The following is a 26,633-nucleotide window of genomic DNA, read 5'->3' on the forward strand; positions in this document are numbered from 1 at the left end:
ATCCTGCGAAGCGGACCGACGCCACCTCGAATTCGCGCGAAACGCTGAAAAGGAGCAGGCGAAGAGGCTAGGCCCAAGTCCCCCGGTGCCGATGCGCCATGGCAAGGGCCTCCATCACCGGGCGCGCGATGACTGGCCGGAAGATGCGGAACAGCACGCTGTTCGATAATCCGTGAAAGTCCTCGAATGCCTTGCGGAAATCCCGCTCACTTTCCCGGTAGGACACGAAAACGCGGTCCAACGTTGACATGTCAAGCGGATCGTCGTGGGCGGCCTCGTACAACACTTCGTAGACCAGCGAGATCCAATCCGCGCCGAAAAGGTCCGTCACCGGCCCGCAGTGCCGCTGGCGATGGAGACCGGGGGTGAGGAACTCCTCGATAGCGTCCTCGTCCCGGGTATGCAGTTCGACCGGCAGCTCGACGGAAATTCGCTTCATTTCCCGGCGCCAGTCATCGAGAAGATTCGCGTAGTCGACGAATACGCGCGGCACGCCGCGAGTGTTGCGCTCAGCGAGGATGTTGCATTTCAGCCACAAGGCACTCGCGAGCGCCGGAGAAACGTGCCAGGACTTCACAATCGACGAGATGACCTCCTGCGGATGCCGTACGGCGATGACCGAGGCGACGTCGAATCCGGCCTGGCGCGCCGCCTCGAACCACAGGTCAGACAGAGTGGTGATCCTGGGCTCCTTGATCACCACCAACGGCGCGGCGGGCAGGGTGGACAGATACGCGGCGATCTTCGCGACGCAGCCCTTGCTCTCACCGGGATCGACCGCGCCGTCATCCAGAAACCGCAATGACGGGTCGTACCAATTGGTCCCGAGCCGGCGCAGGATCGTCTCGTTCAGCGAAATGGCCGCCCGCGGTTCCCAGTAGCCAAGCGGGTTGTTCGCGTCGGCACCCAACATCGCAGCCGGAAGGGTGCCGCCGCATAGCGAGAGCACCCGGGTAAGCGCCGAGGTTCCGGACCGTTGCGGCCCGAGCACGAACAACACAACCGGACGGGTGCCGAAGGAATTGGAGGCGTTGGCGGCTGGTTTGCTCGACAGGGCCAATCTCATCGCGAATCCAACCTTTCACTTCTCGGGCGGCTAACCGACTTCGGGAGTTCTGTTGTTATTCATGCCCTTCCGATCTGATGCAGGCCCATTCGACGGGCGCGCAGCAATCACCGGAGCCATCCCGATCGCGCGGACTACGAAGTCAAGAGGCCTGAATCACAGCCCCCTCAACATCTTTGACAAAAAGAGGAGATCCCTTACCGACCTCCTCAGCGGAGTCAGGCCTGACTTGCGACCGTCAACTTCGCCCCCCGGATCATCGAATTTTATTGCGCCCGCTAAGGACTATAGCCCGGCACGAAGGATCCGGACACAATATTTACGAATCCGTTTTGTTTACTTAACTTTTGGATGACAACGCGCGGATCAGCCATCACGGCTCGGTTGTTATGCCCGGCGCGAATTGCATTAAGAGCCCGGGTAAACCATCTCCGCAGACCTACGCGCAGCCGTCATCAGATCGGCCGTGCATTCCCGCGAACGCAGCATGGTTACGTTAACAAACGATCTCATCCCCCGTGCGCGAACCACGCCGGAGGCCAAGTTTTTGGTGGGCTCGACCGCGCTGACCAGGCTGGCCCCAGCCCTAGGCCCAGGCTCCCCTGCGCCGATGCACCATCGCGGCGACCTCAAGTCTGCGATTCACTCGCACCGGCGGTGACTTATTCGCCAGAGACGCCGTCGGCGACCGGTTGTGCGCCCGTGCCCATGTCGTCCCAGCCGCGCGCTCTGCGCCTAAAGCGAGATTTGAGCGACAGCGCACGCTTTTCCACCAGGAACCAGCTCATTGCGGCTAGCGGGAGGGTCGCGAGGGCCGCAACGACCGCGAAGGCAACCGGATGCAAAAACCCTAGCCCGCAGATGACGAGTAATTGCTGCGTCGGCCACGCGTAGATGTAAACGCCGTAGGAAAGGTCGGTGCGTAACCGCAAGCGTTTGTTGCGAATCAGTGCGGCTGAAACGATGACGGCGTAAGCCAGTGGAATAGCCGCGATCACACGGTAATTGGGCACCAACAGGCCCGTTACCACAACGATGACCCCGCTCACCACAACGAGCGACCATCGAGCCGGTATGACGTCCCGGAACTCATGAGCCAGCACCCCCGCCGCGAACACGATGGCGAAACGAGCCATCATCTGCACAAAGGTCGGCACCCCTTCGACCGGGTAGGAGACCAACGCCGCCACGGCAAGTATGAGCGCGAAGATTACGGGAGCAGGCCAACGACGGTTATAGAGTCCTGCGATACCAGCAATGGCAACGGCGATGTAGCAGAACGACTCGAATATAAGCGTCCAGAGAGTACCGTCCCACACCTTCGGATATGGGACGTCGCGTGGTGTTCCGTTGATACCTTCGTAGTACACGTTCAGCACGCTGTTGTTCAGCACGTATAGAAACGGCCCCGGAGAGAGCAACAACCTCCGGGCTGAACCGCCCTGGATCGCCACCCCAATGGGGGCGATGACGAACGCCACGATGAACATGCAGATCCACAATCCCGGGAAGATGCGAAGGCCCCGAGAGACGAAGTAATCGCGGAGCCGTGGATCGCGGACCCAGCTCGACGAGATCAGGAATCCTGAGATGACGAAGAAACCGTCCACCCACCACTGGGTGAGGAGCTGCTCGACTGGCGGGTGAATCTTGCGGCCGGTGAGCGGCCAGGAGTGTTGCAGGAGGACACCCGTCGCCAGCGCTAATCGCCACGCGTTCAGCGCATTATTTCGTGGATCGAATACCTGCGCGAGTGTCGGTCCCCCCGTCCGTGCCTCCTGTGGCCGGCCGTTCACAATGTAGTTCGCGTCACGAAGTTTGGGGTCGCGCTCAACGGAGGCCCCCGCTACACGATCGACCGGGCGAACTGCGTCCGCCCGCCTGCAATGCGTGTGAAAGCGCATCATTCTGAATTACGCCCGAGAACACTCGGATCAGCTTACCCCGACAGACCGGCGGTATGCCCCGGCGATAGAAACCGTCGTTTAGCCGGAGTATTGGCTTAAATGCCTGATCTTAGTTTGAGTTCGTGCATTAAGAGCCCGACGGGCGCGCCCCCCGCTTGTGGGCAGTCATTGACCATGGGCGTCAGCCTTCGGCTGTGCACCAACGCCCGAGTCATCCGGTCCCCGCCTTCTGCGCTTGAAGCGCGACTTGAGCGACAGCGCGCGCTTTTCCACCAGGAACCAGCTGAGCGCGGCCAGCGGGAGGGTGGCGATGGCCGCGACGACCGCGAACGCCAGCGGATGCAAGAAGGCCAGCCCGCAGATGACCAGGAACTGCTGCATCGGCCACGCGTAGATGTAGACGCCGTAGGAAAGGTCGGTGCGCAACCGCAGGCGTTTGTCGTGGATCAGCGCGCCCGAAACGACGACGGCGTAGGCCAGCGGAAGCGCGGCAAGTATCCGGTAGTTGGGCACCAGCAAACCGGCCACCACGACGATGACGGCGTTCAACGCGACCAGTGACCACCGAGCGGGGATCACGTCCCGGAACTCGTGCAGGACGGCACCCGCCGCGAACACCAGCGAGAAACGGGTCACCATCTGGACAACCGTCGGCGCCGTCTCGACCGGGTAGGACACCAGCACCGAGCTCACCAGGAAGAGCGTGAAAACCACTGGGGCGGGCCATCTGCGGTTGAGCAGACCGGCTACGCCCGCAACGGCGACGGCGACGTAGCAGATCAATTCGAATACGAGGGTCCACAGCACGCCGTCCCACACACCGGGGAACGGGACGTGCTTCGGCGTTCCATCGATGCCGGCGTGGTACACGTTGAACACGGCGTTGTTCAGCACGTAGGTGATCGGCGCAGGAGACAGCAGCAACTTGACCGCCGACCCCCCTTGGATCGCCACTGCGATCGGGGCGATTACGAAGGCCACCACGGCCAGGCAGACCCACAGCCCCGGGAAGATGCGCAGAACGCGCGCGACGAAGTACTCGCGGAGCCGGGGGTTGCGGACCCAGCTGCCCGTGATGAGGAATCCCGAGATGACGAAGAACCCGTCGACCCACCCCTGGGTCAGGAATTGCTCGACCGGGGGGTGCAACTTGCGGCCGGTGAGCGGCCAGGAGTGTTCGAGGATGACGCCCGACGCCAGCACCAAGCGCCAGACGTTGAGCGCGTTATTCCGCGTATCGAATACCTGCGCGAGCGTCCGCCCCCCCGTCCGTGCCCGCTGTGGCCGGCCGTCCGCAATGTAGTTCGCGTCAGGGAGTTTGGGGTCTGCGCTCATCAGAGGCCGCCGCTACACGGTCGAGCGGGCGAACTGAGTTCGCCCGCCGGCCATGCGGATGAAAGCACACCATTCTGAATTGCGCCCGAAAACATCCGACTCAGCCTACGCCGCCCGTTTGGGCGCCGCCCGGCATCAGCCGGCGACGGCTCCCGGCTCGTAGAACGGCGCCCCGAACTCGGTGACCGGGCGGAATCCGCGTTTGCGTGCCTTGTCCGCGGCCCTGCGGATCAGCGCGTAGATGCCCACGAATGCCGCGTGATCGGACATCACGAAGGGTGTCAGCAGCCGGTTGTGCACCAACGAGAACGCCACCCCGGAAGCGGGGTCTGCCCAACCAACCGAACCTCCCATGCCGACGTGGCCGAAGCCTGGCATCACATTGCCGATAGGCAGCGTGTGATAACCCAGGTGAAAAGCCAACGGTACGAAGATGTTTCGGTCCGGTCGCAGACTGCGCTCACCGGTCAGGCCGGCGACCAATTCACGGGAGAGGAATCGGATGCCATCCACCTCGCCGCCGTTGGCGATGGCGCCGTACATGCGTGCCAGCCCGCGCGCGGTGGCTACCCCGTTGGCGGCCGGGATCTCCGCGTCCAGCAACGGAGTGTCACCTTGGACGGCGCCGACGAGGCCCTTGAAGTACATCGACCGGTATGCCCCGGACATCTCGTTGGCGACCTTGCGGGTCACATAGCTGACGACCGGGTTGCCGATCAGGTGCTGCGGACAGATGATCTCGGCGACCCGCGTCGGGGCCTCGGTCGGCGGCCGGCCGAGGTGCAGGCCGTCGGTGTCCAGCGGCTCGGCGAGTTCCTCGCGGATCAGCGTGCCCATGCCCTTCCCGGTCACGGCACGACCCAGGCCCGACATTAGCCAGCCGAACGTCAGCGCGTGATAAGCCGATTTGCCCAACAGCCGTCCCGGAGCCGCCGCGGCCAGCTTCTCTTCCATCACAACGTGATCGAGCAGTTCTTCCTTGGTGGCGCCGCGCAGGCCCGACAGCCCGGCCTGGTGCCGCATCACCTGGCGCACGGTCATGTCGGCCTTGCCGTTGGCCGCGAACTGGGGCCAGTACTCGGCGACGGGCGCGTCGTAGTCGATCAGCCCTCGATCGACAAGGCGATGGATGACGGTGACCGCCATTCCCTTGGTCGCCGAAAACACCATGGGCGCGGTGTTTTCCGTCCACGGCCGCTGGCCGCCGCGGTCGGCCCAACCCGACCACACATCCACGACGGGCTGGCCGTCGACATAGACGGCCAGCGCCCCGCCGCCGAACCGGCGGGCCGGGAACATGCTGGCGAAACTACGAACGACGCAACCGAAGTGTGGGTCCGCCGCGCCGGACACACGATGACCTGCGTCAAGGTCATCGTGGACACGGACCGCGCGGCGATCGACTCGGGTATCCACCGTCACAACTTTGAATTTACTTGAATTACACTCCCGGGTGGAGCGAAATCAAAGATTATTGACCTAACCGTTAGCTGGACGCGGCCGCTAATATTTGCTCGGCGGCCAGCGCGGGAGTTAGCTCCCCCGCCTTGACCTTTCGCTCCACGTCTGCGCGGATCTTGCGCACCGCCGGGCTGGACAACAGCCGGTCCAGCACCGTGTCGCGCACCATCTGCCACGTCCAGTCGACCAGCTGGGCCCGGCGGCGCGCCTCGAACTCCCCCGCCTCGCTGAGGACCTGGCGATGACGTTCGACGGTGTCCCACAATTCCTTGAGGCCCGTTCCTTCGGCCGCGCTCATCGTGAGAACGGGCGGGCGCCACAGTGTTTCGCGCGGATGTATCAGCCGGATCGCGCCGGACAGCTCGCGTGCGGCCGAGCGGGCCTCGGCGAGGTGGTCGCCGTCGGCCTTGTTCACCACGACGATGTCGGCCAGCTCCAGCACACCCTTTTTGATGCCCTGCAGCTGATCACCACCGCGGGCCAGGGTTAGCAGCACGAAGGTGTCGACCATGTTGGCCACCGTCACCTCGGACTGACCGACCCCGACGGTCTCGATCAGGACCACGTCGAAGCCGGCCGCCGCCAGCAGCACCGCCGTTTCGCGGGTCGCCTTGGCCACCCCACCGAGGGTGCCCGAGGTGGGCGAGGGCCGAATGTATGCATCCGGATGCATTGCCAGGCGCGCCATCCGGGTCTTGTCGCCCAGGATCGAGCCGCCGGTGCGCGTCGACGACGGGTCGACGGCCAGCACCGCCACCCGATGGCCCAGCTCGATCAGATGCATGCCGAGGGCCTCGATGCTGGTGGACTTCCCCACCCCGGGGATCCCGGTGATGCCGACCCGGTACGCATTACCCGAGTCCGGGGTCAGCTCCAGCAGCAGTTGCTGCGCCTTCTCGCGATGGTCGGCGCGCGTGGACTCCAGCAGCGTGATGGCCCGCGGCAACGCCGCGCGGTCGCCGTTGCGGACCGCCTCGGCCAAATCCTCGACGGAGTCGTTCCGTTGCGAAGCCATTTAGTCGAGCGTGTAACCCAGCCGGTCGGCAAGCTTGTGCAGCAAGCCGATTGCGGCCTCGGCGATCACCGTCCCGGGCGGGAAGATGGCGGCGGCCCCGGCCTGATACAGCTCGTCGAAGTCGCCCGGCGGAATGACGCCGCCGACCACGATCATGATGTCGGGCCGCCCCACTTCGGCCATCGCCTCGCGCAGCGCGGGCACCAGCGTCAGGTGACCGGCGGCTAGCGAGGACACCCCGACCACGTGCACGTCGTTGTCGGCGGCCTGGCGAGCCACCTCCTCGGGCGTGGAGAACAACGACCCGACGTCGACGTCGAATCCGATGTCGGCGAACGCCGTCGCGATCACCTTCTGGCCGCGATCGTGGCCGTCCTGGCCCATCTTGGCGACCAGAATCCTGGGTCGGCGACCCTCGGCTTCCGCGAACTTCTCGACGAGTTCGGTCGCGGTTGCCATGTTTCCGGCCTTTCCAGCTTCTTCGCGGTAGACCCCGGCGATAGTACGGATCTCCGCCTGGTGACGGCCATACACCTTCTCCAGGGCGTCGGAGATCTCGCCGACGGTGGCCTTGTGGCGGGCCGCGTCGATGGCCAGCGCGAGCAGGTTGTTACCCAGCCCGTCCTCACCCGCGCGGCCGTGCGCGGCGGCCGCGCGCGACAGCTCCGCCAGCGCCGCGTCCACCGCAGCCTGGTCGCGACTTTCCCGCAGCTCCTTCAGCTTGGCCAGCTGCTCGGCGCGCACCCGGCTGTTCTCGACCTTGAGGACCTCGACCTCCTGATCCTCTTCGACCTGATACTTGTTGATCCCGATCACCGGCTGGATCCCGGAGTCGATGCGGGCCTGGGTGCGCGCGGCCGCCTCCTCGATGCGCAGCTTGGGGATGCCGTCGCTGATGGCCTGCGCCATGCCGCCGTGCTCGGCGACCTCGGCGATGTGGGCGCGGGCCTTCTGCGCGAGTTGATGGGTCAGCCATTCGACGTAGTACGAGCCGGCCCACGGGTCGATCGGCCGCGTGGTGCCCGACTCCTGCTGCAGCACCAGCTGGGTGTTGCGGGCGATGCGAGCCGAAAAGTCGGTGGGCAATGCCAGCGCCTCGTCGAGCGCGTTGGTGTGCAGCGATTGCGTGTGCCCCTGCGTCGCGGCCATCGCCTCGATGCAGGTGCGCGCGACGTTGTTGAAGGCGTCCTGCGCGGTCAGCGACCACCCCGAGGTCTGCGAATGTGTGCGCAGCGACAGCGATTTGGCGTTCTTCGGGTCGAACTGGGAGACCAGCTCGCTCCACAACAGCCGCCCCGCCCGCAGCTTGGCGACCTCCATGAAGAAGTTCATCCCGATGCCCCAGAAGAAGGACAGCCGCGGCGCGAACTTGTCGATGTCCAGCTCGGCATCCAAGCCGGCCTTGATGTAGTCGACGCCGTCGGCCAGCGTGTAGGCCAGCTCCAAATCGGCTGTGGCACCGGCTTCCTGGATGTGGTAGCCGGAGATCGAGATGGAATTGAACTTCGGCATCTTCGCGCTGGTGTAGGCGAAGATGTCGGAGATGATGCGCATCGACGGCTTGGGCGGATAGATGTAGGTGTTGCGCACCATGAACTCTTTGAGGATGTCGTTCTGAATGGTGCCTGCCAGCTTCTCCGGCGGAACACCCTGCTCCTCGGCGGCCACCACGTACAGCGCCAGGATCGGCAACACCGCGCCGTTCATCGTCATCGACACCGACACCGTCGACAGGTCGATGCCGTCGAACAGCTGGCGCATGTCGAGAATGGAATCGATTGCCACACCGGCCATTCCGACGTCACCCTGCACGCGGGGGTGATCCGAGTCGTACCCGCGGTGGGTGGCCAGGTCGAAAGCCACCGACAGACCCTTCTGGCCCGCGGCCAGGTTGCGCCGATAGAACGCGTTGGACTCCGCTGCGGTGGAGAAGCCGGCGTACTGCCGAATGGTCCACGGCTGGTTGACATACATCGTCGGGTAGGGCCCGCGCACGAACGGCGGTTCGCCGGGAAAACTGTGCAGCGGATACCCGTCGGCTTCGACGGCCGCACGGTCCGCGCCGATGTACACCGGTTTGACGTCGATGTCTTCCGGTGTCTGCCATTGCAATTGGTCGGGTGTGTACAGGTGCGCAGCGGCGGCCGCGGCCACGTATTTGTCGACGGCGGCTTGGGTCGCCGGCGCAACATTCCGCTCGCTGTGCAGCGGTACATCGGCGAAGCTGCCGACAGCAGGTGCAGTGGTCGTCATCGCGTCTACGCCCCCAGCCTCGTGAGGAGATCCGACAAAGCTTCGACCGCATTGATTTTCGCGGTCAGGAAATGGTCCGGTTGGTGCTCGGCGTCCGCCACCGCCTTGTCGGGCCCGGCCAGGTAGACCCGCGCGATTCCGGCGCCGCGGGCCGCCTGTACGACGCCCGACGCCTCATCCTGGTAGCGCTTGTCGGTGCCGCAGATGACCGCCGCCGATGGTGACCCCGCGTCGGTCACCGCCGACGCGACGCCGTCGGCGTCGACCGTTCCCGGATTGATCGCCTCGATGCCGCCGGACGCCAGCAGGTTCGAGGCGAACGTGGCCCGGATGTTGTTCTCGGCCAACGGCCCCAGCGGCAGCAACAACACCTGCGGGCGCGACCCGGTGCGGGCCAGGTAGGCGTCCGACCGGTCCCGCAGTGCCTCGAACTCCGCGGCGTAGCGCACCAGTTTCCCGGCAGCTAGCGGCGAATACGTCGAGTCGCTTTGGGGCAGCGGCACTTCGGTGAGGTTCGGGAATTCGTTGACTCCGGTGATCGCGGTCCTGCGGTGCGCGATGTCGTCGGTGCGGCGGGCGGCCACCTCGGCGATCTGGCCGGCGATGAAGTCGTGGGCTTGCGTGAATCCGCCGTGCTTCTCGATGGCCTGGAACTGTTCCCAGGCCTGCTCGGCCAGGCGGTGGGTGAGGTCCTCGACGAACCACGAGCCACCGGCCGGGTCCAGCACGCGGCCCACGTGCGACTCTTCAAGAAGCAGCAGCTGCGTGTTGCGGGCGATCCGGCGGGCGAAACTCGTTGCGATGTCCGGGAATCCACCGTCGATCGCGACGTCGAACGGGAACACCAGCAGGGAGTCGGCGCCACCGACACCGGCGCCGAAGGCGGCCAGGGTGCAGCGCAGCATGTTCACCCACGGGTCGCGCTGGGTCATCATCGGCAGCGACGTCTCGGCATGGATGACCGCCGCGCCGGCATCCGGGTCGCCGACCACCTCGGCGACCCGCGCCCACAGGTTGCGCGCCGCGCGGAACTTGGCGATCGTCATGAACTGGTCATCATCGGCGGCGAACCGGAAGCTGATCTGCCGCAACGCCTGGCCGATCGACAAACCCGATTCGGTTAGCACCCGCAGGTAACTCACCGCGCCCGCGACACTGGCCGCCAGCTCCCACGTCGCGTTGGCACCGAGGTTGTGGAACGCGGGCCCGTCGACGGTGATCGCGCGCACGCCGGCGTGCCCGGCGGCCCGCTTGGCCACGGCGACCACATCCTCGATCTTCGGCGCGGGCCGCTCGCTCAGGGCCGCGCTCAGCGGATCGCCGCCCAGGTCGATCGACACCGTGGCGCGCTGGTCGGGCTCCACACCGTCCGCCAACGCCAGCACCGCGTCGCTGGCCGCCAGGTAATCGGCGCCGGCCTCGAGGATCAGCGGCGCCATGCTCAGGTAGACGCCCTCGAGCGTGTCCCCGAGCTGGTCGGGCGCCACGCCCGACTCCCCGATCCGCAGGACCAGGGCGCTGGCCCCGTTGCCGAGCGCGTCCCGCACCGCGGAGTTGACGTCCTTGGCCGCGACGCCGGGCACCGGCGTGGCCGGAAAGGCTTCGGCGACCTTCCAGCCGGACTTGACGTCGCGCAGCGCGTCGCCGCCGCGCACAAAAGGCCATTCGCCCGGCAGCGGCGGTTCCGGCAGTTCATCGAGCGCGGTGTAGAGCGCGCGGACCGCAATCCCGTCATACGTCGGGGTTTCCAGCAGCCGCTCGGGCGCGTCCCCCAACTGCTCGGGGTCCTTCCGGGTGCTTTTAGCCAGCACTCCGGCGACCGCACTGCGCCAACGCCCGCGAACCTGTTCCAGGTCGTCGAGCTCGGGTACATCAATGGACACCGATTGCTCCCTTTTCCCAACATTGGGGCTACAGCTCTGGGGATACCACTTAGCAACTCAGGCTAATTGATGACCGCTCGTCGCTAAAAACCGCTAGGTGTGGCCAGCGAGCCCGAAACCCGGGGAAACGCCAGCCTCAGGAAACGGCTAATTCATCTGCGCCCCGTACCCTAGGAAGACGTGACGGGTTCCGCCACCAGCAAAATCACCGAGACGCTTCGTGATCTCGGCTGCGCCATCGGCGTCGCCGCGCGAGGCGTGTCCCGGTCGCGGATCGTCTGGACAGTGGTGGGCATCACAGCGCTGGTGGGGCTGGCGTCCTGGCTGCCCCTGCCCTCGCCGGCGCAGATGCGCGACTGGGCCCAGTCGGTCGGGCCGTGGTTTCCGCTGGCGTTCTTGGTCGCTCACATCGTCGTGACGGTGGTGCCCATTCCGCGCACGGCATTCACACTGGCGGCCGGGCTGCTGTTCGGCCCGCTGCAGGGGGTCGCCATCGCGGTGGTCGCCAGCACCGTGAGCGCGATGATCGCCCTGCTGTTGGTGCGCGCGGCCGGGTGGCGGTTGAACCGCCTGGCGCGTCACCGATCGATCGAGACGGTGGAAGAGCGCTTGCGACAACGGGGCTGGCTGGCCATCCTGTCGCTGCGGCTGATCCCCGCGGTGCCGTTCTCGGTACTCAACTACGCCGCGGGCGCGTCGAGCGTGCGGGTGCTGCCCTACACGGTGGCAACCGTGGTCGGGTTGCTGCCCGGCACCACCGCCGTGGTGGTGCTCGGCGATGCGCTGGCCGGTCACATCAGCGCGCTGCTGTATCTGGTGTCGGCGGTCACGAGTGCGCTGGGACTGACGGGGCTGATCATCGAGATCCGGCACTTCCGTCGGCACCACCGCCGCGCGCACCGTCACCTCGACGACGAGCACTCCCCCGAACCGGCCGCCATCAGCTGATCCCAACTTCGTTCAGACCGCCGCGCGGTGCGCCAAAGATCGGTCTAATGGAGTGGTGTACGCGATGGAGGTCGCGAGCTGGGGGACGCCGTACTCGCCAGCCCGTGCCGTCGCGCTGCCGCTGAGCGCCCTGGTGTTGGCGGTGCTCGCCGTGATGGGCTTCGTACCCGGTCCGGGCGAGCGGCGTCGCAAGCGGAAGAGGAGCCTGTTCGCCGGCTTGGTCGTGCAGCCACGCCGCGCCAAGATCCACACTTCGTTGCTCGGCCTTGCGGTGGTGTGCAGCATCGCCGCCCTGGTGACCGCCGTCTGCTTGTTCCCTAGGACCGCAACTTCGGCGCAGCAGCCGGCGCCGCCCCCGCCGCCCGTCCTGGCACCGATCGATCTGCCCGCCGCCAGCGCCGCGGGCCCGGGTGCCGGAATCTACGTCGACTACGCTGACGGTTCCGGCGGAATGGGCTGTACCGCAGGGTTTTTGGTGCACACCAGCAGCGGCAGGACGGGGATCCTCACCGCCGGGCACTGCAACCGCCCAGGGGAACGCAGCAAGGTGACGATGAACCTGGACGGCGTTTTGCCCTACACGACGCTGGGCACGTTCAGCGAGACGGTCAGCGAGGGAGTCCACGACGAACAGCACGACATCGGCCTGATCACGCTGGACGGTGACAACGTTCCCCAGTCCTCGGCGATCGCCTCGTCGGTGCCGGTCAGCGGTGTCGCCACCAACCTCCGGATCGGTCAGCAGCTGTGCAAATTCGGCATGAGCTCCGGCGCGGACGCCTGCGGACAGATCGTGCGGATCACCGGCAGCAAGGTCGTGTTCCTGGCGAGCGGCCAGTGCGGCGATTCGGGCGGTCCGGTGTATCTGTACGAAAAGGACGGCACCGTCAGCGCCGTCGGCATCCTCATCCGCGGCGGCGACCCCCACATCCCCAGAGCCGGGTGCGCGGCGCGGGCGAGATTCTCCGTCGCCGAGTTGGTGCGGCCCTGGCTGGACAAGTGGCACCTGACGGTCGTGACCGCGCCGGCTTCCCCGGGCTGACGCGCTCTCGGCGAGCGCCGCGGTATTCGGTGCGTCTTCAGGTTGACTTCAGGCTGACTTCCTACCGTCGCGGCATCGCCCCCGACGCCGGCGACGCGGGGGCGCGGCGACCGCCAAATGCGGTGCGACTCGGTAGATTTCGCACCGACCGGGTGAAGAAACCGTCGACAGGATGGATGGGCCCAGTGAAGATAAAGCCCCCAGCAAGCACCCTGACCAAGAGATTCCCGATATCGCGTGCTGACCAGCCTTGCCTCGCGACGTCGTCAAAAAGGGCTTGAGACAAGCCCTTCCACTGCCGCGCCGCTACTGACCCATGTGAAGACTGCGATTCGCACCCACGTCGCGGCGATGTGACCTCCCGCCATGTGCGGTACTCCGACGGAGTCATTTCCCGGCCCCACGCGGTGGTGATCGGCACGTTTCGGTTCAGATAGTCGGCTTCTGCGGCCTTCCATGCCTTGACGTACAGGTAAAACGGGATCCCCGGATGGATATGGTGGACCAGGTGATAGTTCTGATACATCAACAACGGACACAGAACACGCTCCCAGCCAACCCGAACTCGCGTGGCCCGGAATCGGTTGGTCTTTGCCGTGCCAAGGTCGTGATGAGGCAGCCAATCAAACCACCACGCTAGGACGCCCACGCCGATCCGCTGGGGGATGAAATAGATGAGCACCAGCTCGCGCCCATAGCCGAGAATCAGGATGGCGGTTACGAAGGCAAGGGCCACGGTGAGGTGTACGGCAAATCCCAGGGCTTCCTTGCGCGGGCGCCGGCGCAGGCGCGCTAGGTAAAAGCGGCAATACCAGGCATCGATTGTCAACCAGCGCAACGGAAGCTGCCAACGCGGGCCGGCGATACTCCACGCGTCCGGATCGTCGTGGATAGTTTCGTTGGTGTTGCGGTGGTGCGCGAGATGGATATACGCGAGCAGTGGAAATGTTGCGAACAACGAGACAAACGGCATCGACAGGCGGCCGAAGACCTGGTTGATCCAGTTTGGCCGGCCGACGGTGTAGTGAATCGATTCGTGCGCCACGATGAAAATAGAGACCGTCACGAGACTCTGAACGACGATGGTGAACACCAACCACCAATGACTCACTCCGCAGAGAACCGCTACCGTCGCCCCCGACCACGCAACGAACGATCCAAGCCAGACCAGCACCGTCGGCACCGCGATGGTCGGCCGCGCAAACCCGGGAGCTGGGAAGCCTCTTGGGATTGCGGCCACCTTGCAGGCGCCCTGTGGCCTTTGCTCGGTGGCGGCGGGAATTTCGATACTTGTCACGACGGCCCCCAGCTAGGAACACGACGCCGACGCACTCCATAGAAAACCATCTGGCACCCCCCCAAGTTTGCCTTTGCTGATGATACGAATTTTGCGTAAATCTGTTTGCCGGTTTCGCTCATGTGGGTGAACGTATTAATGCGGTTGTGCGCAAGTACATGCGCGCGAATCCACGCGTTTACGCGTTGGTCGCGCTTTCAACCTGCTTGCAGTGCGGCCTGGTCGGGTCCCCCTTTAGTTCCCGGCGGTTGCCATGTCGCAAGATGTTCGCCTGGATTAAACCAGGATGTTCACCGGGATATACTCCGATGAGTTGCTGCCGGAAAGCAGCGTTCACATTGCGTGCCACATCGGTGCATCACCGATGCGTCGCCAGAGCCTAGCTTCTTAAGCTCTTCCTGGTGCCGAAGATGGTTGGTCGGGATGGACTCGGCGTTCCCGTCAGTCGAGAGGTCCGGGCATCGGAGGGTCGGGCATCTTGCGCCGCCTCCTATACCGGTACTTCGGGGCTCCACACATGCTCGCAGATTTTACCGCTTTTCAACACCGTCACAAGGCGTCCGGTCAGATCGGCTGTCACCGATCTGACGGTGGAAAGCCGAACGTCATTCATGAGATTCGTCAGGGCGCTCAGCTTATAGTGCGGTTCCAGCTGCGGACTTGTCGTATCAGGATGTATCGCTATTGGTATCGTTTCGTTATACCTCATACCCTGCACGAACGCTCGCTTGGAGTCAGTGCTCAGCATGAACGGCTCGTCCCCCTTGTCAAGGTTTCGGAGCATGAGTAGCGGAATATCGCTTACCCAGAGAGGTTCGAGAGGTTTGTCGCGATCCGTATGGGTGCCGATTGGATTTTTCGGATGCGTCCATGCGATCGTCAGACCAGCGGCTATGAGCTCAAGCCTCAATCTCTGCCGCCAAACTTCGCCTTGTTTGGCGACCGCTTCTACGAAGTTTTCCTCATTCAGGTATGCGACCCCGACAACCAAAAGACGGTCAGCATTCCGAGCGTGAAATTCACGCATCTCCGCTATAGCCCGGAAAAACTCGTCTTTTTGCAGGAGCAGATCGCTTGTATCGTAGAAGAACTGGCGCTGTTCCAGCATCGACCTGGTAAATGGACAATGAGCTTTTCGGCCGTCGCCTTGGACAAGGAAATCAAGGTACTTTTGTACTACCCCCACGCAGTCATCCGTATGATGGCTCAGTTCAGTGAAAATGTAGTCCGATCGTCGTTTCATCGACACACCTCCCCCAACGGCAAACTCGACACCCGCGCCCTACCGGCACCGCGCTTACGTTGATCGCCCGAGATCATGCGCATAGCTGGCAGTGTGTAAACCCACCCAAATCGAAACGAGTTTAACCGTGCGCCGCGCCGTGCGCTGGCAAAAGAGCGATATGCGTCCGAGGTGTTGCTTCCCAGCCTGGTTTGGCGGCGTATTGCATCCTCGATGCGTGCTGACGGTTCGGCGTTGGCCGCGGTGCCCGAAGACTCCCAGGATGGCGGTGGCCAGAAACATCGGCGTCGGCAGGCGACCCGACCCAAATTTCACGCCGGCGAGGCGTCGCGAAAACGGAATTGGGGGCGCAGGTCAACTAGTATCTTGGAGATTCGTTAGGGGCATCAGACCATTCGACGACGAGAACGGCACCTTTCGTCTTGGTGAACGATGAAGAGCAACACAGCCTTTGGCCGACCTTCACCGATGTTGCAGCCGGGTGGCGTGTGGCCGATGTGGAAGCCGACCCCACCGCGTGCCTGGATTACATCCAACAAAATTGGCCGGACTTTCGGCCGAAGAGCCTGCGTAAGAGCTGGCGACGAGGCAAGGTTTTGATCTAGTAACCACTCGGGGCATGGGGGGTGTGGGTGGAGTCGATGGGACGTGATGACCTGGTGCTGCCGGTGACACGCGGACAACTAGACATCTGGCTCTCGCAGGAATCGGGCTATGCCGGTACGCAGTGGCAGCTCGGCCTGTTGATAAAGATCGAGGGCGCCATACACCGTGATGTCCTCGAGCGGGCGATCCGCCAAGCGGTGACGGAGGCCGAACCGGCCAGGGCGTCATTCTTCGAGATCGATGGCCAGGTGGTCCAAAGGCCGATCGACTGCGCGCATCTCGAGGTCGAGTTTCATGACCTGACCGGCTCACCCGATCCCGTGGAGGAAGTCGAACGGAGGGCTTCCTCCGTCCAGCGCACGCCGATGGCGTTGAACGGCCAGTTATTCAACTTCACCCTGTTCCAAACGCAGGCCGAGGAATTCTGTTTGTTCGCCTGCTGCCACCACATCGCCATAGACGGCTTGGGCATGGCGCTGGTGAGCCGTCGGGTGGCAGCCATCTATTCGGCGCTGGTCGCTGAATCTCCGGTTACCGACGCCTATTTCGGCTCCGTGCAGGATCTGGTTGATCTCGAGTCGGGATACGAAGCATCCACCGATTATCTGGAAGATGAAGCGTACTGGAACAAGAACCTTCCGCCGGAAGGCGGACACGATTACGTGCCGCCCCAAATCGACTTCGACCGGGACCCGTGTGCCCCGTCGGCGTCAGTTCAGTTGGATCCGTCCGCCATCGGCAGCATGCAAGGGCTGTCCAAAAAGCTGCGCATCCGCCGCTATTCGGTCACCACAGCGGCATGCGCGCTGTTGGTGCATGCATGGTCGGGAGGCGGTTCGGAGGTGGCGCTCGATTTCCCGGTCAGCCGGCGAGTGCGTCCCGAGTCGAAGACGCTCCCGGGGATGCTCGCCGGGGTTGTGCCGCTGGTCCTGCAGACGCGACCGCAGACAACGGTCGCCGCTTTTTGTCAGCACGTCGACATACAGATCCGGGAAATGTTGAAGCATCAGCGGTTCCCGGTGCACCAGCTCGACGGTGAAGGCGGCGTTCGCGGCCTGAGACAGGCAGCGAACCGAGTCGGTGTCAATTTCATCCCGGCCCGATTGACCCTGGAGCTTGGTGGCGTTCCGGCCACCGCGACATACACCGCCAACGGCGCCGTCGGGCACTTCGCGCTCTTCCTCCTTGGGGTCGGTGACCGGCTGTTTCTCAGCACAGCGGGCGCCGGACAGCCGTTTGCGGGCTTTGACGTCGCTTACCTGGCGGCACGTCTGGAGCAGGTGCTGACGGAAATGGCTGCCGATCCGGACCGGCCGATCTCGTCGATCGAAATCCTCGATGAGGATGAGAACGCCCGGCTGGATGGGTGGTCGCATCGCGTGGCGTTAACCCAGCCGGTAACCGCGCCCGCGTCGATTCCGGTGGTGTTCGGAGAGCACGCGAAGCGCGCCCCCGACGCGGTAGCGGTGACCTTCGACGGCCGCTCCCTGACGTATCGGGGACTCGACGAGGCCGCGAACCGGTTGGCGCATCTTCTGGCCGGTCGTGGGGTTGGCCCGGGGCAGTGTGTTGCGCTGCTGTTCCCCCGGTGTGCGGACGCGATCGTGGCGATGCTGGCGGTGCTCAAGACCGGGGCAGCGTATGTGCCGATCGACCCGGCGCACGCGTCGTCGCGGACCAAGTTCATGCTTGCCGATGCCGCACCGGCGGCGGTGATCACCACGACCGAGCTGCGCTCGCGGCTGGACGGCTCCGAGCTGCTGGTCATCCATGCCCACGATCCCGCCATCGAGGCCCAACCCGGCACCCCGCTTCCCATGCCGGACCCCGAAAACGTCGCTTACATCATCTACACCTCGGGCACCACCGGGACACCAAAAGGGGTGGCCATCGCGCACCACAACGTCACCTGGCTGATCGAGGCACTCGACGAGCGCCTGCCGCCCGGGGGTGTATGGGCGCAATGCCACTCCTCCGCCTTCGACTTATCGGTGTGGGACATCTGGGGTGCGCTGCTGCGGGGCAGGCGACTGTTGGTGGTCCCCGAGTCGGTGGTGGGCTCCCCGGACGATTTCCACGCGTTGCTTCTCGCGGAACAGGTCAGCGTCCTGACTCAGACGCCGTCGGCCGTGGCGATGCTGCCACCGGAGGGGTTGGAGTCGACGGCGCTGGTGGTGGGCGGGGAGGTCTGCCCGCCCAACTTGGTAGATCGGTGGGCGGCACCGGGGCGGGTGATGATCAATGCCTACGGCCCGACCGAGGCGACGGTGTGTGCGTCGATGAGCACGCCGCTGACGCCGGGGCGGGGCCTGGTGCCGATCGGGTCGCCGATACCCGGGGCGGCGATGTTCGTGCTGGACAAGTGGCTGCAGCCGGTGCCGGCCGGGGTGGTCGGTGAGTTGTATCTGGCCGGGCGGGGTGTGGGCTACGGGTATGTGCGTCGGGCGGGTTTGACCGCGTCGCGGTTCGTGGCGTGCCCGTTCGGGGCCCCCGCGACGCGCATGTATCGCACCGGCGACCTGGTGTCCTGGGGTGCGGATGGGCAGCTGCGACACCTGGGCCGTGCCGATGAGCAGGTCAAGATCCGCGGCTACCGCATCGAACTCGGGGAGATCCAGTCGGCTCTCGCCGCGCTGGACGGCGTGGACCACGCGGCGGTCATCGTCCGCGAGGACCGCCCCGGCGACAAGCGGCTGGTGGGTTACATCACCGGCACCGCCGACCCGACCGAGATCCGCACCGCACTGGCCGATCGGCTGCCGGCCTACATGGTCCCCGCCGCGGTGGTGACGCTGTCGGCAATCCCGTTGACCGCCAGCGGAAAACTCGACAAGCGCGCCTTGCCCGCACCGGAATACACCGCCGGTGAGTACCGGGCCCCGGCCGACGCGGTCGAAGAAATCCTGGCCGACATCTACGCCCAAGTCCTCGGGATGGACCGAGTCGGGGTCGACGACTCGTTCCTCGACCTCGGCGGCGACAGCATCCTGTCGATGCAAGTCGTGGCCCGCGCCCGGGCGGCCGGCGTGATGCTCCGTCCGCGTGACGTTTTCGTCGAACAGACGGTGGCACGACTCGCGCGGGTCGCGACGGTCGCCGATGGCGAGTCCGGCGTCGTCGACGAGGGCATCGGCCCGGTGGTGGCCACCCCGATCATGCGTTGGTTGCACAGCCTCGAGGGCCCGATCGACGAGTTCAACCAGACCATAGTGGTGGCCGCCCCGGCGGGGGTGACTGAGGCCGACGTCGCGGTCGTCCTGCAGGCGTTGCTCGATCGGCATGCCGCGTTGCGGCTGCGCATCGACGATGACGGCGCCGACGGCTGGTCGCTGGCGGCACCCGAAGCTGGGGTGGTGGACGCAGGCGGATGCCTGCACAGCGTCGGTGTGTTGTCGAATGAGGCGCTGGTGCAGGCGCGTTCGCATTTGAACCCGGCGGCGGGACTGATGCTCAGCGCGGTGTGGGCGACCTCCACCGGCCAGCTGGCATTGATCATTCATCACCTGGCCGTGGACGGGGTGTCGTGGCGAATCCTGGTAGAGGACCTCAACATCGCCTGGGCACAGCACCACGCCGGCCAGCCCGTGACATTGCCCGCCGGCGGGACGTCGTTTGCGCGGTGGTCGGCGCTGCTTGCCGGGCATGCGCGCCGCGCCGAAGTAGTGGCACAGGCCGAGAAGTGGCGGCAGGTGGCGGCAATACCGGCCGCGCTGCCGACGGCGCAACCGGGGGTGGATACTTTTCAGACCGCCGGGCAGAGGTCGGCGTCGCTGGATGTCGAGACAACCCGCCTGCTGCTGGGTGAGGTGCCGGCCGCGTTCCACGCCGGGGTCGGCGACATATTTCTTATCGCCTTCGGGCTGGCGTTCGCGGAGTTTCTCGGTGTGCACGCGAGTGTGCCGATCGGTATCGCCGTCGAGGGCCATGGGCGCCACGAGGAGCTGGCTCCCTATGTGGACTTGTCACGCACGGTGGGCTGGTTCACCACCAAATATCCGGTCGCGTTGACCGTCGGTGGCCTGTCGTGGGCGCAGGTGGTCGCCGGTGAGGCCGCACTGGGCGCTCTGATCAAGGACGCCAAGGAGCAGCTGCGCGCCCTGCCCGATCCGCTGACCTACGGGCTGCTGCGCTACCTCAACCCCGAGGTCGATCTCGGTGGGTCTGACCCGACGATCGGGTTCAACTACCTGGGCCGCCTCGGTGCGGGTGCCGACCTGCCTGGCGAGTTGTGGCGGATCAACGAGGACAGTCTGTCGTTTGCCGGCGTGGCTGCGGCGGTGCCCCTGCGGTTGGCGCACACGGTGGAGCTCAATGCCGGCAGCATCGACACCGAGGCCGGGCCGCAGCTGCAAGCGAACTGGACGTGGGCGCCCTCGGCGCTGAATGACGAACAGGTCAGCCGGCTGAGCAGATTGTGGTTTGAGGCTCTGGCCGGCATCTGCGCGCACGTGAAAGCCGGTGGGGGCGGGCTCACTCCGTCCGATATCGCTCCCGCCCGCCTCAGCCAGCAGCAGATCGACGACCTTTGCCGGCGGCACCAGGTCGCCGATGTGCTGCCGTTGACCCCGGTGCAGCAGGGTCTGCTGTTCCACACCGACTTCGCGCCGGGTCTGGACGATCTGTACGTCGTGCAGCTCGGTATCACCTTCAACGGTGCCCTCGACGCGCACCGCCTGCGCGAGGCCGTGCAGGCGGTCGTCAACCGGCACCCCAACCTGGTGGCCCGGTTCTGCCAAGACTTCGGTGAGCCGGTGCAGGTCATCCCGGCCAACCCGGTGCTCGAGTGGCAGGACGTTGACCTGACCCCTGCGGGCGGCGACGCAGATCAACAGGTCCAGCGACTGTGTGCCGCGGAACGCGCCGCGGTGTGCGACCTGGTTGACAACCCGACGTTCCGGGCGGCGTTGATCCGCACCGCTGCAGACCGGTACCGCTTGGTGCTCACCATTCACCACATCGTGGCGGATGGCTGGTCGCTGCCAATCCTGATGCAGGAGATGTTCGGCAGTTACTCTGGCGAGCGGCTGCCCGCGGCTCCGTCGTACCGCAGCTTTGTCACCTGGCTGGATGAGCAGGATCGCGATGCGGCGCAAGGGGTTTGGCGCGACGTAATGGCGGGCTTCGAGTCCCCGACATTGGTAGGCACGCCTGGCCGGATAGGGCGGCGAGACGTCGCATCCTTCCGGGTGTCCGACGCCACCACAGCGGCCCTGACCGAGCTGGCCCGCTCATGCCACACCACCGTGAGCACCGTCCTGCAGGGCGCATGGGCGCAGCTGCTGATGTGGCTGACCGGTCAGCATGATGTGGCATTCGGCACCGCCGTCTCGGGTAGGCCGAGCGAGCTGGTCGGCTCGGAATCCATTGTGGGCTTGATGATCAACACAGTGCCGGTGCGGGCCACCACCACCTCGGGGACCACAGTCGCCGATCTGCTGGAGCAGCTGCAGCGCATCCACAACGACACGCTCGAATACGAGCATCTGGCTCTGCCCGAGATCCACCGCGCCACCGGTCACGATCAACTGTTCGACACGCTCTTCCTATACGAGAACTATCCGGTCGACCCCGGCGCCCTGCTGGGCGGACATGATCTGGCAGTCACCGAGTTTGACGTTCGCGAATTCAACCACTACCCGCTTTCGGTGGTCGCGACGCCGGGCCACGAACTGAGCCTTCGCGTCGAATTCGACACGGACGCATTCAACCGTGCGGCCATCGACACGATGATCGCCCGGTTAGAGCAGGTGCTGGTGGCAATGATCGCCGATCCCACCCGGCGGTTGTCGTCTCTCGATCTGCTCGACGATGCCGAGCATGAGCGGCTCGATGCGTGGGGTAACCGGGCGGTGTTGGCAAAGCGGCCAAGCGGGCAAGCATCGATTCCCGAGTTGTTCGCCGCACAGGTGGCTCGCGCCGCAGACGCGGTCGCAATCACCTGCGGCGAGCGCGCGTGGACCTACCGCGAAGTTGAGGAATCAGCAAACCGGTTGGCGCACATGCTTACTGGGCAGGGCGCGGGTCCGGGTCAGCGGGTGGCGGTGGTGATCCCGCGGTCGGCCGAAGCGGTGATGGCGATCTTGGCGGTGCTCAAGACCGGGGCGGCGTACGTGCCGATCGATCCGTCGGTTCCCGCGGCGCGGATGGAGTTCGTGTTGGGCGATTGCGCGCCTATCGCGGTGGTCACCACCGCGGACGTGCGGTCACGGCTGGAGCGGTCCGGCTTGCCGCTGATCGACATCGACGACCCAGCGGTGACGACCCAGTCCGAGACCGCGTTGCCGGCGGTGGGGGCCGAGAACATCGCCTACATCATTTACACTTCGGGCACCACTGGAACGCCCAAAGGCGTTGCAGTGCCTCATCACAACGTCACCCAGCTGCTGGAGACGCTGGATGGTCAGCTGGGGTTGGGCCAGGTGTGGACGCAGTGTCATTCGTTGGCGTTTGACTTCTCGGTGTGGGAGATCTTCGGCGCACTGTTGTATGGCGGGCGGTTGGTGATGGTGCCCGATTCGGTGGTGCGTTCGCCAGAAGAATTGCACGCCTTACTTGTTCGTGAACAGGTCAGTGTGCTGAGCCAGACGCCGTCGGCGTTTTATGCGCTACAGACCGCCGACGGGCTCTCCCCGGAACTGGGACAGCAGCTGAAGTTGCAGTCGGTGGTGTTCGGCGGCGAGGCGCTCGAACCGAACCGTCTGGCGACCTGGCTGAACCGCCACGCCGGACTGCCGCGCCTGATCAATATGTATGGCATCACCGAGACGACGGTGCACGCCTCGTTCCGCGAGATCGTCGACGGCGACGTCGACAGCAACGCCAGCCCCATCGGGGTGCCATTGGCCCACCTTGCCTTCTTCGTGCTCGACGGGTGGTTGCGTCAGGTGCCCGCCGGGGTGGTCGGCGAGCTGTATGTGGCCGGTGCCGGGCTGGCCGCCGGCTATGTGGGCAGGCCCGGGCTGAGCTCGACGCGGTTCGTGGCGTGCCCGTTCGGACAACCGGGTACACGCATGTATCGCACCGGGGACCTGGTGGCGTGGGGTGCCGATGGTCAGCTGCGTTATGTCGGGCGTGCTGATGAGCAGGTCAAGATCCGCGGGTATCGCATCGAGCTCGGTGAGATCCAGGCGGCCCTCAACGGGCTGGACGGTGTCGACCATGCGGCGGTGATCGCGCGCGAGGACCGTCCCGGCGACAAGCGGCTGGTGGGCTACATCACCGGGTCCGCCGACCCCGCTGAGATCCGTACCCAATTGGGTGAACAGTTGCCGACCTACATGGTGCCGGCCGCCGTCGTCGTCCTCGAGGGGCTGCCATTGACGGTCAACGGCAAACTCGACGTCCGTGCCCTGCCGGCACCCGAATACTCCGATGTCGACCACTACCGCGCTCCATGCAGCGCGGTCGAGGAAATCCTGGCCGGCATCTATGCCCAGGTATTAGGTGTGCAGCGGGTTGGTGTCGATGACTCATTCTTCGATCTGGGCGGCGACAGCATCCTGTCGATGCAAGTCGTGTCCCGTGCCCGCGCTGCCGGCGTAATGTGCCGTCCGCGTGACGTTTTCGTCGAACAGACGGTGGCGCGGCTCGCGCAGGTCGCCACGGTCCTCGCCGACGGCGAGGGCGGCGTGGTCGACGAAGGCACCGGGTCTGTGGTGGCCACCCCGATCATGCGCTGGCTGCACAGCGTCGAGGGTTCGGTCGAGCAGTTCAACCAGACGATGGTGTTGCAAGCTCCCGCGGGTGTCGCGCGGGCCGACGCGGTGGTGGTCCTGCAGTCGTTGCTGGACCGGCACGCCACGTTGCGGCTGCGCGTCGACGACGACGGCGCCGGCGGCTGGTTGTTGTGGGCGTCCGAAGCCGGGACGGTAGCTGCCGCCGGCTGCGTGGACACCGTCGACGTGTTGTCGGCTGAAGCGTTGGTGGCGGCCCGGTCACGGCTCAACCCGGGCACCGGGGCAATGCTGCGCGCGGTGTGGGCCGAGTCGACGAACCAGTTGGCGTTGATCATTCACCACCTGTCCGTCGATGGCGTGTCGTGGCGAATCCTGTTGGAAGACCTCAATATTGCGTGGGCCCAGCATCACAGTGGCCAGCCGGTGGCGCTGCCGGCGCCCGGGACGTCGTTTGCCCGGTGGTCGTCGCTGTTGGCCGAGTACGCGCGGAGCGCAGACGTGATGGCCCAGGCCGAGGCATGGCGTCAGGTGGCGGCAATCCCGGCCGCGTTACCGCCGGTACAGCCGGAGGACACCTACGTCAGCGCCGGCCAATTGTCGGTGTCACTGGATGTCGAGAGGACCCGCCAGCTGCTTGGTGAGGTCCCGGCGGCGTTTCATGCCGGGGTTCAAGACATCTTGCTGATCGCGTTCGGCCTGGCGTGGACGCAATTCTTGAACACCAGCACCCCGATCGGCATCGATGTGGAGGGCCACGGTCGCCAGGAGGAGCTGGCCCCGCACGTCGACTTGTCCCGCACGGTGGGCTGGTTCACCACCAAGTACCCGGTGGCCCTGAAATTCGGGCGGCCGGCCGGCGGCCTGTCCTGGGAACAGGTGATGGCGGGTGAGGATGCACTGGGCGCTCTGATCAAGGACGCCAAGGAGCAGCTGCGCGCCCTGCCCGACGGTCTGACCTACGGGCTGGTGCGCTACCTCGCCCCTGAGTTCGATCTGGGTGGGTCCGACCCCGCGATCAGCTTCAACTACCTGGGTCGTCTGGGTGCTGCGGCTGAGCTCTCCAGCGAGTTGTGGCGGCTCAGCGAGAACAGTTTCTCGCTGAGCGGCGCCGCGGGCGCAGTGAACATGCCGTTGGCGCATACCGTCGAGCTCAATGCCGGCACCATGGACACCGCGGCAGGCCCACAGCTGCAGGCCAATTGGACCTGGGCGAGCTCGGCGCTGCATGACGACCAGGTCAGCCGGCTCAGCGAGCTCTGGTTCGACGCGCTCGCCGGCATCTGCGCGCACGTGCGCGGCGGCGGGGGCGGCTTGACCCCGTCCGACATCGCGCCGGCCCGTCTCACCCAGCGCGACATCGACAAGCTGGCGCGGCGGTACCGGATCGGCGATGTGTTGCCGCTAACCCCGCTGCAGCAGGGCCTGCTGTACTACACCGGCAGCGGACAGGGCAGTGCCGACCTGTATGCGGTGCAGCTCGACATCACCGTGAGCGGCGCCCTTGACCCGCAGCGCTTGCGCGAGGCGGTGCACGCCGTCGTCGCCCGCCACCCGAACCTGGTGGCCCGTTTCTGCGAAGACTTCGGTGAACCGGTGCAGGTCATGTCCGCCGATCCGGCGCTGGCCTGGCAGTACGTCGAGCTGAGCTCGGCAGATGCTGACGTCGAGGAGCAGGTACAGCAGCTGTGTACCGCCGAGCGCGTCGCGGTCTGCGACCTTGCCGGCCAGCCGCCCTTCCGAGCTGCCTTGATCCGCACCGCAGACGATCTGTACAGGTTCGTCCTCACCAACCACCACATCGTGCTCGACGGCTGGTCGAAGCCGATCCTGCTGCAGGAAATCTTCGCCAGCTATTACGGCGTGCGGTTGCCCGCCGCCCCGTCGTATCGCAGCTTTGTCACCTGGCTGTCCGAACAAGATCGAGGCGCGGCTCGGAAAGCATGGCGTGAAATACTCGCCGGGTTCGACACTCCCAGCCTGGTGGGACCCCCTGGGCGCCCAGCGCTCGGTCTGCGCGCTACGGAGTCGTTCCAGGTGTCCGCGGATACCACTGAGGCGTTGGGCGAGCTGGCCCGCTCGTACCGCACCACGGTCAGCACCGTCTTACAGGCCGCGTGGGCGCTGCTGCTGACGTGGCTGACCGGCCAGCACGACGTGGTGTTCGGCACAGCGGTGTCGGGGCGGCCACCCGACCTGGCGGGCGCGGAATCGATGGTCGGTCTGTTGATCAACACGGTCCCGGTACGGGCGACCATCGGCGCGGAGACGACCACCGCCAGCCTGCTAGACCAGCTGCAAACCAGCTACGCCAAAACCCTTGACCACCAGCACCTGGCCCTGAGCGAGATCCACCGCGTAACGGGGCACGACCAGTTGTTCGACACATTGTTCGTATACGAGAACTACCCGATGGATACCGCCGCGCTCTCGACCGTCGGCGAGTTGAACATAAAAGACTTCACCAGTCGCGAATACAATCACTACCCGCTTTCGGTGCAGGCCGTGCCAGGCTACGAACTGGGTCTACGCGTCGAATTCGACACCGAAGTGTTCACCGCAGCCAGAATCGAAAAGCTGGTCGAACGCTTCCGGCGCGTGCTGGAAGCCATGACCGCAGATGTCGAGGAGCTGTCCTGAGCGTCCGTGCGGGACGGCCGATTGTGCGGCGACGGGCTGGCTGATTCATCGCCACGACACGATCGAGACCAAGCTGGCTGCCAAACACCTTGAGCCAGAAGTGAATTCATCACGGACGGACTAGTCAGCTACCCGATCGCCCGGCGTTGACCGGCAGCGTGAGCCGGAATTATGCGCCGCCGCCCGGGCCGCCGGGACCTCCGCGCGGCCTCTGGCCGCCCCCGGGCGAGGGATACCCGACACCGCCCGCACCGACGCCGGCTT

General features: G+C 65.4%; 12 protein-coding genes and 1 pseudogene. 4 read left to right on the forward strand and 9 right to left on the reverse strand.

Annotated elements, in window-relative coordinates:
- Positions 1 to 67: 67 nt before the first annotated feature.
- The 7 genes from MTY59_RS24025 to mutA form a co-directional block, all read right to left on the reverse strand.
- Positions 68 to 1,066, reverse strand: a complete 999-nt coding sequence (locus MTY59_RS24025; RefSeq protein WP_221043368.1) for a sulfotransferase family protein — start codon at positions 1,064 to 1,066, stop codon at positions 68 to 70.
- A 662-nt stretch (positions 1,067 to 1,728) separates the two neighbouring features.
- Complete coding sequence (locus MTY59_RS24030) at positions 1,729 to 2,973, reverse strand: acyltransferase family protein (protein ID WP_250160650.1); 1,245 nt, start codon at positions 2,971 to 2,973, stop codon at positions 1,729 to 1,731.
- 165 nt (positions 2,974 to 3,138) lie between these two features.
- Entirely contained in the window at positions 3,139 to 4,308 is a 1,170-nt protein-coding gene (locus MTY59_RS24035) for an acyltransferase family protein (protein WP_221043369.1), read from the reverse strand.
- Positions 4,309 to 4,443: 135 nt separating this feature from the next.
- A complete protein-coding gene (gene lipL, locus MTY59_RS24040) occupies positions 4,444 to 5,730 on the reverse strand; it encodes an esterase/beta-lactamase LipL (protein WP_221043370.1) in 1,287 nt (428 codons plus the stop codon).
- A gap of 64 nt (positions 5,731 to 5,794) precedes the next feature.
- A complete protein-coding gene (meaB, locus tag MTY59_RS24045; protein ID WP_221043371.1) occupies positions 5,795 to 6,784 on the reverse strand; it encodes a methylmalonyl Co-A mutase-associated GTPase MeaB in 990 nt (329 codons plus the stop codon).
- The gene (gene scpA, locus MTY59_RS24050) at positions 6,785 to 9,037 is read right to left on the reverse strand and encodes a methylmalonyl-CoA mutase (protein WP_221043372.1); all 2,253 of its coding nucleotides are present in this window, start codon (positions 9,035 to 9,037) and stop codon (positions 6,785 to 6,787) included.
- Between the two features lie 5 nt (positions 9,038 to 9,042).
- Positions 9,043 to 10,920, reverse strand: coding sequence for a methylmalonyl-CoA mutase small subunit (gene mutA, locus MTY59_RS24055; RefSeq protein WP_221043373.1), 1,878 nt, complete (start codon positions 10,918 to 10,920; stop codon positions 9,043 to 9,045).
- 180 nt (positions 10,921 to 11,100) lie between these two features.
- Here mutA and MTY59_RS24060 point away from each other — a divergent pair, with 180 nt between their 5' ends.
- Positions 11,101 to 11,868: a TVP38/TMEM64 family protein gene (locus tag MTY59_RS24060; RefSeq protein ID WP_221043374.1), complete on the forward strand. Its 768-nt coding sequence runs from the start codon at positions 11,101 to 11,103 to the stop codon at positions 11,866 to 11,868.
- A gap of 64 nt (positions 11,869 to 11,932) precedes the next feature.
- Entirely contained in the window at positions 11,933 to 12,910 is a 978-nt protein-coding gene (locus tag MTY59_RS24065; RefSeq protein WP_221043375.1) for a S1 family peptidase, read from the forward strand.
- A 61-nt stretch (positions 12,911 to 12,971) separates the two neighbouring features.
- Here MTY59_RS24065 and MTY59_RS24070 read toward each other — a convergent pair whose 3' ends face one another.
- Positions 12,972 to 14,207, reverse strand: coding sequence for a fatty acid desaturase family protein (locus MTY59_RS24070; RefSeq protein ID WP_250160651.1), 1,236 nt, complete (start codon positions 14,205 to 14,207; stop codon positions 12,972 to 12,974).
- Positions 14,208 to 14,697: 490 nt separating this feature from the next.
- Complete coding sequence (locus MTY59_RS24075) at positions 14,698 to 15,450, reverse strand: 1-aminocyclopropane-1-carboxylate synthase (RefSeq protein ID WP_221043376.1); 753 nt, start codon at positions 15,448 to 15,450, stop codon at positions 14,698 to 14,700.
- Positions 15,451 to 15,835: 385 nt separating this feature from the next.
- On the opposite strand from MTY59_RS24075, the pseudogene MTY59_RS27545 reads away from it, so the two are divergent.
- Both MTY59_RS27545 and MTY59_RS24085 read left to right on the forward strand, forming a co-directional pair.
- A pseudogene (locus tag MTY59_RS27545) lies at positions 15,836 to 16,055 on the forward strand (MbtH family protein).
- 36 nt (positions 16,056 to 16,091) lie between these two features.
- Positions 16,092 to 26,369 carry a non-ribosomal peptide synthetase gene (locus MTY59_RS24085; RefSeq protein WP_221043377.1) on the forward strand — a complete coding sequence of 3,426 codons (10,278 nt, stop codon included), beginning with the start codon at positions 16,092 to 16,094 and terminating at the stop codon, positions 26,367 to 26,369.
- The last annotated feature ends 264 nt before the right edge of the window (positions 26,370 to 26,633 follow it).

Source organism: Mycobacterium senriense, assembly GCF_019668465.1.
In the GTDB taxonomy this organism is placed as follows: Bacteria; Actinomycetota; Actinomycetes; order Mycobacteriales; family Mycobacteriaceae; genus Mycobacterium; species Mycobacterium senriense.